The sequence below is a fragment of the Alteromonas sp. MmMcT2-2 genome (assembly GCF_022348305.1).
Classification (GTDB): Bacteria; Pseudomonadota; Gammaproteobacteria; order Enterobacterales; family Alteromonadaceae; genus Alteromonas; species Alteromonas macleodii.
Map to the genome: position 1 here is coordinate 122,895 of NZ_JAKRFA010000018.1, position 11,091 is coordinate 133,985.

General features: G+C 43.8%; 9 protein-coding genes. 8 read left to right on the top strand and 1 reads right to left on the bottom strand.

The window, feature by feature from the left end:
* The first annotated feature begins 107 nt into the window (after positions 1–107).
* Entirely contained in the window at positions 108–1,991 is a 1,884-nt protein-coding gene (locus tag MHM99_RS12215; RefSeq protein ID WP_239219553.1) for a bifunctional diguanylate cyclase/phosphodiesterase, read from the top strand.
* Between the two features lie 146 nt (positions 1,992–2,137).
* Here MHM99_RS12215 and MHM99_RS12220 read toward each other — a convergent pair whose 3' ends face one another.
* Positions 2,138–2,809: a nitroreductase gene (locus tag MHM99_RS12220; protein WP_014949899.1), complete on the bottom strand. Its 672-nt coding sequence runs from the start codon at positions 2,807–2,809 to the stop codon at positions 2,138–2,140.
* 229 nt (positions 2,810–3,038) lie between these two features.
* Here MHM99_RS12220 and MHM99_RS12225 point away from each other — a divergent pair, with 229 nt between their 5' ends.
* The 7 genes from MHM99_RS12225 to MHM99_RS12255 all read left to right on the top strand — a co-directional run bounded on the left by MHM99_RS12225 (position 3,039) and on the right by MHM99_RS12255 (position 10,264).
* Entirely contained in the window at positions 3,039–4,541 is a 1,503-nt protein-coding gene (locus tag MHM99_RS12225) for a catalase (protein ID WP_039225577.1), read from the top strand.
* Positions 4,542–4,783: 242 nt separating this feature from the next.
* Positions 4,784–6,313 carry a DUF3369 domain-containing protein gene (locus MHM99_RS12230; protein WP_014979635.1) on the top strand — a complete coding sequence of 510 codons (1,530 nt, stop codon included), beginning with the start codon at positions 4,784–4,786 and terminating at the stop codon, positions 6,311–6,313.
* The gene (locus MHM99_RS12235) at positions 6,310–7,662 is read left to right on the top strand and encodes a GAF domain-containing sensor histidine kinase (protein ID WP_014979636.1); all 1,353 of its coding nucleotides are present in this window, start codon (positions 6,310–6,312) and stop codon (positions 7,660–7,662) included. The genes MHM99_RS12230 and MHM99_RS12235 overlap by 4 nt, the downstream gene beginning before the upstream one ends.
* Positions 7,663–7,806: 144 nt before the next feature.
* Positions 7,807–8,670 carry an alpha/beta hydrolase gene (locus tag MHM99_RS12240; protein WP_239219555.1) on the top strand — a complete coding sequence of 288 codons (864 nt, stop codon included), beginning with the start codon at positions 7,807–7,809 and terminating at the stop codon, positions 8,668–8,670.
* A gap of 84 nt (positions 8,671–8,754) precedes the next feature.
* On the top strand, positions 8,755–9,567 hold the full coding sequence (locus MHM99_RS12245; RefSeq protein WP_239219556.1) for a helix-turn-helix domain-containing protein: 813 nt from the start codon (positions 8,755–8,757) through the stop codon (positions 9,565–9,567).
* A 48-nt stretch (positions 9,568–9,615) separates the two neighbouring features.
* Positions 9,616–10,065 (top strand): carboxymuconolactone decarboxylase family protein, encoded by a 450-nt coding sequence (locus MHM99_RS12250; RefSeq protein ID WP_239219557.1) that lies wholly within the window; start codon positions 9,616–9,618, stop codon positions 10,063–10,065.
* Positions 10,066–10,093: 28 nt separating this feature from the next.
* On the top strand, positions 10,094–10,264 hold the full coding sequence (locus MHM99_RS12255; protein ID WP_232306491.1) for a YrhK family protein: 171 nt from the start codon (positions 10,094–10,096) through the stop codon (positions 10,262–10,264).
* The last annotated feature ends 827 nt before the right edge of the window (positions 10,265–11,091 follow it).

The window sequence follows — 11,091 nt, forward strand, 5'->3', positions numbered from 1 at the left end:
TGTTTTTCCTCGTCTTTTGCCAATAACGTATAACGTTGCGTCTCTACACTTGCTTTTTTCCAAGTTAGGTTTAAGGTTGCTATAAACCTCCTTCAAGATTTGGAAGAATGCAGGTTAAAGATTTTTTTTCCTCATCAGCAAAGCTTGCTGATCTAACGTCACTCCGAAGGCGCCGTGTCATTCAAATAAGCGCGGTAACAGGCTTCGGGCTTTTCGCTTCGTCTCTGGTCGCGAGAGGCATAACTTTTGATATCTTTTTACTGGGCTTGTTCTCATTAATCGTCACTGGCTCGCTCGCATACAAGTATTACGTTACTACCAGCAGTTACCTACTTTTAGGCGCTATGTCGTCAATGCTGTTTGCCCTATCCGCAACAGGTGCAGGCGTATTTGATATCGCCATGATTGGCTATCCTGGCGTCATCATATTTGCGGCTTTATTAGGTGGAATTGCCCTATTTGGCACCGTTTTATCTTTAGTGCTTCTTCAGTGCATTACGCTTACGTGGTTGATTATGCACGATGTAGTAACACCAAACCCGCCTATTTTGAGCTGGTCTCACGTGCTCTTCATCATGGTTATTTACGTTATTACGGGCTTCAGCGTTTTTATTTTGATACAGGATATTCGTCGGCTTATGCAGTCACTGCAGCAAGAGGTGTCTAAAGTTGAGCAAAATAGAGCACATATCCAGCACTTAGCACATCACGATCCGCTCACAAACTTGCCAAATAGGATTTTGGGCGAGCGACTTTTCAACGAAAAGCTACGCGAGAGTGAAGAAAAAGGGCTTCAGCTCGCGCTGCTGTTCATAGACTTAGACAACTTTAAACCCGTGAATGACGCTCTTGGCCATGCTGCGGGCGATCGGTTTCTTCAAAAAATATCTCAAACCATCACCGACCACCTATCCACAAAGCAAAGTTTAATACGCTTCGGTGGCGATGAGTTTATTGTTTTGGCGCCAGAAATATCAGACAAATCTGAAATCGATGACTTATGTAAGAACTTAATTACGTGGTGTTCGAACGAATTCGAAGTGCTGCAAACCAAAGTGGTAGTATCGGGTTCAATTGGTGTAGCACAAGCGCCTTATGACGGAATTAAATTTAAACAGCTGTGCCGAAAAGCTGATATTGCCATGTACGAAGCGAAACGCAACGGCAGAAATAGATACGAATACTATGACGTGCGCTTTGACGAAGAAAACGATGAAAAATTCACACTTATTCAGCGTTTGCGCCCGGCTGTACAGGCCAATGAATTCGAGGTGTACTACCAACCGTTGATAGACCTTGTCTCTAACAAGGTTCAAGCAGTAGAGGCGCTTTTGAGATGGCCTCAGAAAGACGGCTCAATGATATTCCCCGACAAGTTCATACCTTTAGCGGAAAGCAGTGGCCTGATCATCCCTCTTGGTGCGTGGGTGTTAAACCAGGCTTGTGAATTTTGCGCTAAACAGCATGAAAATGGTCATACTAATCTTACGGTTGCCGTAAACTTATCCTTTGCACAATTCAAAGATGGTACGCTCCCCGCTGTCGTTGAGCAGGCTTTGCAAAATTCACAATTAGCACCGCAATTTTTAGAGCTGGAGCTAACTGAAACCATACTCGCGGATGAAAATGGCACCACTGGCGAACAACTCGAAGCCATTAAATCGCTAGGCGTGCACTTTGCTATTGATGATTTTGGTACCGGTTACTCTAATTTAAATTATCTACAGACATTTAGCGCTCGCAAACTCAAAATAGATCGCATTTTTATCAACACCTTGGGCATTGGGGAAAACGACGCACCTTTAGTTGCAGCAATAATTAGCATTGCCGACAGCCTTGGCATGAAAGCGGTAGCTGAAGGTATTGAAAGTAAACCCGCTTTAGAAAAGCTAATAAAAATGGGATGTGACTTGGGGCAAGGCTATTATTGGAGCAAGCCACTCCCCGCGCCCGAGGTAGAACGATTCTTAAGTAATCATCCAACAAAGTAACCACTTACACTAAGACGTCGGAAATGTTCCGTTGTGAAGGCGCTGTTTTAGAAGCTCATGATATTTCAAACGGACGTTTTCATGCCGATGGCTTAACGCAGCATTGGCTTGCTGAAAAAATAACAATCTGCCTAAATCGAAAAACGCTAAAACCCGTGATACGTCACAAACTCTTCGTTGTCGGCGCGAGTTGAGCGAACCTCGTTTGCAGCGAACTCTGGGTCTGGATAGCCCAAGGCTATGCAAATCATAATGGCCTCATCATCAGGGATGTTAGCGTGCTTGTGTACTACATCGGACTGCATAATGCCCTGACCATTGATAACACAACCAAGCCCTAAGTCCCATGCAGCTAGCACAATGCCATACGCCAGCGACCCTAAACCAAACTGCGTGATCCCTGCTGGCTCTAAAGCCTTGTCATAGGTAAGCACCAAAGAAACGGGCGCATCAAACTGCCTAAAGCCGCGCATCATCCAATCCATACGCTTTTCCTTGTCTTCTCGGGTTATTCCCATTACGTCAAACAGCTGTATGGCTACATCAATTTGACGCTGACGGTGAATCCCCTCGTAATCCTCTTTGTATGGAAAGTCTCGAACGTGCGGTTTACCTTCAAGTGTATTTTTGGTGTTGCCTTCACGAATTTTATCAAGCACGTCGCCTGTTACTGCATGAATTTTCCAGGTTTGCGTGTTATAGGACGATGGCGCCCACTTCGCTGTGTTGATAATCGCGTCTACTGTTTCCTTAGTAACAGGCTGTTTAGTGAACCCTCTAACACTCTTTCTTGATGCTGCAAACTCGGCAAAATTCATACACTTCCTTAAACGCGGTAATTGAACTTGTTAAGTTAGAGTAAACACGACGAGTTTGCTCTTCAATAGGTGGCAAACCTAATTCAGATTGTTTGTTTTTATAGATATATATAGAAGTTTGTAAACCCTTTCATTTAGCAGTGCGTAGCAAAAGCATGTCATGAGTCAGGCACACATGATGTTTATGGAAGTTTGGCTTTCAAAAGAAGCATACGAAAGGAGTTTTATAATGGCTAAGAAACCGCAATTAACCACGTCGGCAGGCGCCCCCGTAGTAAGTAACGAAACCACTAAAACAGCAGGAGAGCGCGGCCCCGCCCTCTTACAAGATTATCAACTCATTGAAAAGTTAGCGCATCAAAACCGCGAACGAATTCCAGAACGTGTCGTTCACGCGAAAGGCTGGGGTGCACAGGGCACATTTACGGTCACGCACGACATTACCGATTACACATGCGCTGACTTATTCTCAGAAGTGGGTAAACAAACTGAAGTATTAAGCCGGTGGTCTACGGTAGCGGGAGAATCAGGCGCAGCTGATACCGAGCGTGACGTGCGAGGCTTTAGCTTGAAGTTTTACACACAACAAGGCAACTGGGATATGGTAGGTAATAATACTCCTATCTTCTTCATTCGCGATGGATACAAGTTCCCTGACTTTATTCGTACGCAAAAACGCCATCCGAAAACTAACCTGCGCTCACCAGAAGCCATGTTCGACTTTTGGGCTGCACAGCCAGAAAGCGTGCACCAAGTTACCATTTTGATGTCGGACCGTGGTATTCCGGTGTCACCTATGCACATGAACGGCTATGGCAGCCACACTTTCAGCATGTGGAATAAGGAAGGCAAGCGTCATTGGGTGAAGTTCCATTTCAAAACTCAACAAGGCATTAAAAACTACACCAATGAAACGTCTGAAAAAATCATTGGAAGCACTCGGGAAAAGTATCAGGAAGAGCTATATAACGCCATTGAAGAAGGCAATTTCCCAAAATGGACAATGTACATTCAGGCCATGCCAGAAGAGGAAGCAGGACAGCAAAGCTATAACCCGTTCGACCTAACCAAGGTGTGGCCGCACGATGACTATCCGCTTATTGAAGTTGGCGAACTGGAAATGAACAGAAATCCAGAAAACTACTTTCAAATGATAGAAAACGCAGCATTCAGTCCGTCAAATGTTGTTCCTGGTATTGGCTTTAGCCCTGACAAAATGCTTCAGGCTCGCATATTTTCTTACGCTGATGCCCATCGCTACCGTTTGGGCACACACTATGAAGCACTCCCCGCTAACGCGCCGAAAAATAGCAAGGTAAACCACTATCACAAAGACGGCGCGATGCGCTTCTTTACCAATGATTTTGGTAACCCTGACGCCTACTATGAGCCCAATCAATACGAAGGTCCAGTGGCTGACTTTTCGGTGAAAGAGCCTCCGCTTCGCATTGATGGAGATGCCGATAGATATCATCAAGATGAAGCAGATGTGGATTACGTGCAGCCGCGAAAACTGTATGAGATGTTTTCTGATGATCAAAAAGAACGGCTATACAAAAACTATGCTGCCGCTATGGGCCCGTGCTCAGATAGCGTAAAAGAGCGTTGGTACGCCGTGCTAGAAAAGGTGCATCCAGACTACGCCGCAGGCGTACGAAATGCGGTAGAAAGCTTAGATACCGACGTAAATACGGTACCGATTACTGAAAATACCCCCATCGAAGATAGCTAAACGCTATCGTTGTAAGGTATCACGGCCCAGCAGTTTTCTCCTACTGGAATCTGCTGGGCTCCACAATTTAACAAACATGGCATATTTTTAATACTTGCCTAAAACACGTCTAACTGATGATAAAGAGACTTCTGTCATCAAAATATGCTCATTGAACTTTAGAACAAAACTTGTCGAGTAAGTTTGCGAGATTGAAAATTGTGGCTTACGTTTAATGTATCTAAACGTTTATACCGCTATGTATGTCGTTATTTAAGAAGTCAAAAACAGAACAATCCACCTCTCGCCAAGCTCCATGGAAAATAGCCATAATCGATGATGAAGAAGGCGTACATGAGGTCACTAAACTCACTCTGCGGAAATTTAATTTCGAAAAACGCGGGGTTGAATTTCTATCAGCTCACAGTGGCGCTGAAGGCCTAGCACTTTTCAAAGCAAATCCAGACATCGCTCTCGCTTTCGTTGATGTGGTAATGGAAACTGACGATGCGGGTTTGAATTTGGTTGATGCCGTTCGCAACGAGCTCAATAACCATACCGCCCGCCTTATTCTGAGAACAGGTCAACCTGGTCAGGCGCCGGAAGAAGAGGTAATCAGGCGTTACGACATAAACGACTACAAAGCCAAAACCGAGTTGTCATCGCTTAAACTTAAATCATGCGTATACACAGCAATACGGTCATATCGGGATATTCAGACCATTGAGCAAGGTAAGCGCGGTATGGAAGACGTTTTAAAATCCTCGTCTTCCGTTTTAGCCAGTAAATCTTTAGCCCAATTTGGCACGGCAGTGTTGAAACAAACCCTTACACTGCTGAACCTAAACAACTCTGTACTCTACTTGTCTACTCAGCACACCGACTTATATGGCGATACGACCATGACAGTGCTGGGCGCCAGCGGCGACTTAGTTGGGTTATGCGAACCTGGAATTTCAAGCCGAATTCCTGAAAGCATTGAAGAAGAAATCAAACAAGTCTTAAAAAGTAAAAGCCATTATCAGTCTAACGATCTTTTCATTGGCTACTATCCTACTGGAGAAGATAGTCACAACATCTTGTATGTTAAACTACATCATCCACTTGATGCTTTGCAGCGCAAGACCTTAGAGATGTTTGCCTCCAATGTGGCGGTAATATTCCAAAATCTCACGCAAAAAGAAGACATACAAAAAACTCAAAAAGAACTCATTATGGTGCTTAGCGACGCAATCGAAATGCGGAGTAAAGAGACCGGTGGTCATGTGAGAAGAGTCATTCTTATGACCGAATTTCTCTCTGAAAAGCTTCACATGAGCCGAGAGTTTATTGAGACCATACGATATTCAGCCGCACTTCATGATGTGGGTAAAATTAGCATCCCTGAAACTATTTTACATAAACCGGGCAAACTCGACCCCGAAGAATGGGAAATCATGAAGACCCATGCACAAAAAGGCTACGAGCTACTTGCGGGATCTGATCGCATCGTTGCTAAAATGGGCGCCATCATTGCGAAAACGCATCATGAGCGGTGGGATGGTCAAGGTTACCCTGAAGGATTAGCTGGAGACGACATTCCCGTGGAGGGCCGTATTATGGCAATTGTCGACGTTGTCGACGCACTGCTATCTAAGCGCTGCTATAAACCGGCATGGAGTCCTGAGGAAGTAAAAGCCTATCTTCATGAGAATTCCGGGAAACAATTCGACCCGCTAATCACCCACATTATGATAGAGCACTTCGACAGGATCCTTGAAATCCGAGCCACAGAACCGGACGAAGATGAATGAAAGAAACGCTAGAATTAATCTTATTACGCGTTAGCCAAAGCGCAGATATTGATAAAGGTGAATTAGACGTTGCCTCTAGACTTATTATCAACTCGGTGTGTGAGGGTTTGCAAATTACTCGAGCTGGCATTTGGTTGTATGATGAAATGCAAACACTGGTACAGTGCACATTGCTCATTGATAAGGGTAATGACCTGGACCACGAAAGCTTAGTACTTACCCGAAAAGACTTTCCTCATTATTTCGAGGCGCTAGATTCAGAGAGAACCATTGCGGCCCACGACGCATTAACAGATGTTGCAACATTTGAATTTGCAGAAGTGTATTTAACGCCGCTTGGGATTAGCTCTATGCTTGATGTCCCTATTCGCCACCGCGGCAAAATGATTGGGATAATTTGCTGTGAACACCAAGGCAAAGCCCGTGAATGGCATTCCGATGAAGTTGTATTTGCGGCGTCACTGGCAGACCTTTACGGGCGTGCAGTGAGTGCAAATGAGCGCGCAGATTACGAGCAGAGGCTAATTGAGGCCAACCAAACCCTTGAGCAAAAAGTAATAGACCGCACGGCTGAACTTGAGGCTGCACAAGAAAAGCTCGTCGAGTCAGAAAAAATGGCGGCGTTAGGAAATCTAGTCGCAGGCATTGCTCACGAAGTTAATACGCCGTTAGGCATTGCACTCACCTCCGTCAGTAACTGCAAAGAAGAACTAAAAGACATCTATCGAGACTTCGAAAACGATGAATTAACCGAGCAGGGTTTTAAAGACTTTGAAGCTATTTGCTCTGAAGGGTTAAACTTGGCTGAAACAAGCCTGATGCGGGCAGCGAATTTAGTACAAGACTTTAAGCGCACTTCTGCTGACCAAACGTCGTTAGAAATAGAAGAAATTGCGTTAGACGAATATATCCCTAGAGTCTGTAACCCGTTAAAACCCATGCTTCGCAAAGAACAAGTCGAGCTTAGCATAGACGTTACGCCCAATTTGATGATAACCACCTGTCCCGGCATTATTGCCCAATTGTTAACAAATTTAATATCGAATGCTCAGCGTCACGCTTTTGGTCCATCGGTAAATAACGATGTAAATAGAGTGAGTGTGAGCTGCAGTAGAGATACCAAAGGCATTGTGATTAGCGTACAAGACAATGGCAAAGGCATACCAGAGGCGCTTCACAAGAAGGTATTCGAGCCATTTTACACCACGGCTCGTGATAAAGGTGGTACAGGGCTGGGCCTAAATATTTTATACAACTTAGTACGACAAAAATTTAACGGTGAGATTGACTTAACATCAACCCCTGGAGAGGGAACGAAAGTAACCGTCTGTATTCCGGTTGAAGACTAGCGCGCCTCTCATTTTCCACTACCTATACCCTGCGTTATAAGTTCCCTGTGCAGCGCGCGACATTATTAAAATGTCGCCCTCACGACAGACCTAACATCAAAGGCTGGGCAAGCTAAATACAAAAGCATAACAAGGCATGTAGAAATGCAACTTTCACAATGGCGAAGTTCCGGCCACTTTTTAAACGTCGACGGTCAGCAAGTTTTTTATAAAACAGAAGGCACGGGACCAGTTCTATTACTCATTCACGGATACCCCACCGCAAGTTTCGATTGGGCTAAAATATGGTCAACACTTACAAGCCAGTTCCGCTGCGTGACGCTCGATATGCCGGGGTTTGGTTTTAGCGATAAGTCACCCAAAAAATACTTAATTAAAGAGCAAGCCGACACGATAAGTGAAGTAATAAGGCATTTAGGTATTACAAGTGCCCATGTTCTATCTCATGATTACGGTGATACGGTTGCACAAGAAATGATGGCGCAGCAATTGGAAAACGACCTTGCCTTTCGCATCGAATCGCTGCACTTACTTAACGGTGGCCTTTTTCCCGAAACACATCGTGCTCTGTCCATTCAAAAGCTGCTGCTTTCTCCAATTGGTGGTCTACTCATTCGCTTTTTAAACAAAAATGCAATTCGAAAAAGCATGCACAACATATTTGGCCCAAACACACCTCCTTCAGATCAAGACATCAATGATTTTTGGACACTTATCAGTGCAAATAATGGTCACAAACACATGCACTTGCTTTTGGACTATATGAAGCAGCGTAAACAATACCGAGAGCGCTGGGTAAGTGCGCTGCAAAATGCCAAAGCCCCTCTTCGACTAACCGCAGGCATGGCTGATCCAATCTCTGGCGCGCATATGGTGGCGCGGTACAAACAACTCATTCCCAATGCAGACGTAATTGAGCTCGATCAAATCGGGCACTATCCGCAAATAGAAAATGCTGAAGCCGTGGTGAACTCTATAACAAGCTTTTTAGGTCGCTACGCTAACTAAACGTGAAACTTTGTCTTGATACAGCACGCGGCAGGGGTAATATAAAGCTTCACTGATTTAACTCTAGACTCGCAACCAACGTTTATGGACACTTCAACCAACAACGAAATTATTCCTGCCGCTAGCTTTAAGCAGATTGATATTGGTTTCGTGACCCCTGCTACTTCCATAAAACGGTTTGTACAATGCATGTGGGTGATTGATAACCCAGAAGGCTCAGCTACAACGCTAAACGAAAAATTTTATCCTGATGCAGGTGCTAGTTTGACTTTTTATCTCGATCAAACTAACTGTGAAGCGCAATTGTTTTACCATACTCAGGTCTGCGCCATGCCGTGGGAACTGGCTTGCAGACAAATAAGTGTAAGATTTAGGCCCGGTGCGTTGAAATATTTGTTCGGCTTAACCTTTGATGACAGTAAAAACCAACAAATCGACATCGCGTTGGCTATGGTTAAGCAGCGTGATTCCTATCAACGACTGCAAGCCTATCTTATTGGAAAAACTATTAGCCAGCAGTGCTTCGCAATACAGCACTGGTTGATTGAGCTAGCAGAAAATACTGATGGAGCCTTTCAGAAATGGGAGCGCATGCTTTATCAGTCGATGAATTTACTGGTGCCCCCACAACATCTTGCCGATCAGTTCGGCGTCAGCCGAAGAACGCTGGAGCGCCAATTTCGCACTAACTTTGGTTTCTCGCCAAACAAACTGTATCAATTTGCTCAAATACGCCATGCTCGATCGTTATTAACCTCAAATTCTGAAGCGGTGAGCCACGTCGCATTGGCATGTGGTTACTTCGACCAAGCGCACTTTACGCATTCGTTTAGAGATTTCGCGCTGGAAACGCCCCTTCAGTATAGAAAGCGAAAGTTGTCGCAAATTTACAATTAAGCGTTTTGCTTAGACTTTATAGTTCTCCGCAGTTTAAAGGAGAGCACTATGAAAAAACGTATTACACAATCCGAGCTATATTCTGAATATCCCCATATTCTTGAACACCTCACAGGCTTGGTTAAGCCATCTTTCAAAAGTACTTTAAATCATAAGCTCATACATTTAGTTAAGCTTCGTGCGTCACAAATTAATCAGTGCGGCTTCTGCCAACACATGCACGCCGAAGAAGCGAGAGAGTCTGATGAAAATCAGTCAAGGCTTGATGTATTGTCTGCGTGGAGAGAGCTAGATTGTTTCAGTTTTGAAGAGAGAACAGCATTAGCGTGGACGGAAGCGTTAACGCTTATCCACTCTTCCACTATTACTGAAGAAATGTATAACAGTGTAGAAAGCACCTTCGGAAAAGAAGGGCTGATAGAACTCACGTCTATTATTCTACAAATTAATAGCTGGAACCGTATTTCAGTGAGCCTTCAGTTTCAACCTTCTATTTAATAGTAAGGAAGACGTGAAAATGACTATCATGAAACAAGTACAAAATAACAAATTGGGTGTAGCCGCCTGCTTGTGCTTTTTTTGGGGAAGTACCCTTTTCTTGCCAGCCTTCAGCAAATTTGCAATCGCTGGAGTATGGTTATTTATGGCGGGTTCTCTATTGATGCTTTTCGACATCTTGAGCATTAAAACAAACTAGGCTTTGCGCTAATAATTTATAGGAGTGTATATACAACTATGCACTCTTTTATTGGGCGAAATTTACTGCTGTATATTGGTACAAGAAAAGCGAGTTTTGATTTAACTTTGAGATATATATGGCATAAGCCATTGAATGGGGAGAGAGAAGTTGGTCGGTGTGAGAGGATTTGAAAATAGTCTAATCACGTTACATAGCAATATATAGTGGTACTCCCGTCAGAGCGACACTATATAGTGATACGTAGCATTACGTTTCGGGTGCCGAAATGTGCTGCTAGTGTACAAATGGGTGCACTATCCCTAGTTAAAAACTTCCATATTTCACGCAATCTACATGCTGTAAATATTGCTATCAGTTGCGTTTTATCCGCGTACGGATTGATACGGCAAACAGGGCAATAATAATGGGGCCTATAACTGCGTATAGCGTATTTATTAAATAAACGGCGGAGTTTTTCGGTAGATTATCAAAAATTTCAAGTTTATCTTTTTGAAGTGTTAAAGTCTGTATCGAGTATGTTAGTACCCCTCTAATTCCTTCAAGGTTAATCTTGATAGAATTCATTAGTGTTTCAAAACCGTTCAACGATGAGCTTATATCCACTTCTGAAGTATTCACCTCAATTAGAGACTCATTAGCGTAAATTGAATAATCCCATAGGTGATAAGCATTTAGAAAAGTGAGTAGTGACAACCATAAAAACACTCTTAAAGGGCTGGTCCCATGAGACTGTAACTAATTTTGTGTAACTGCCTATCTCAATTTACTCTATAGAGAGTTAAGGATAGGCAGATGAACATGAATAAGAAAGAGCTTGAAGCTTT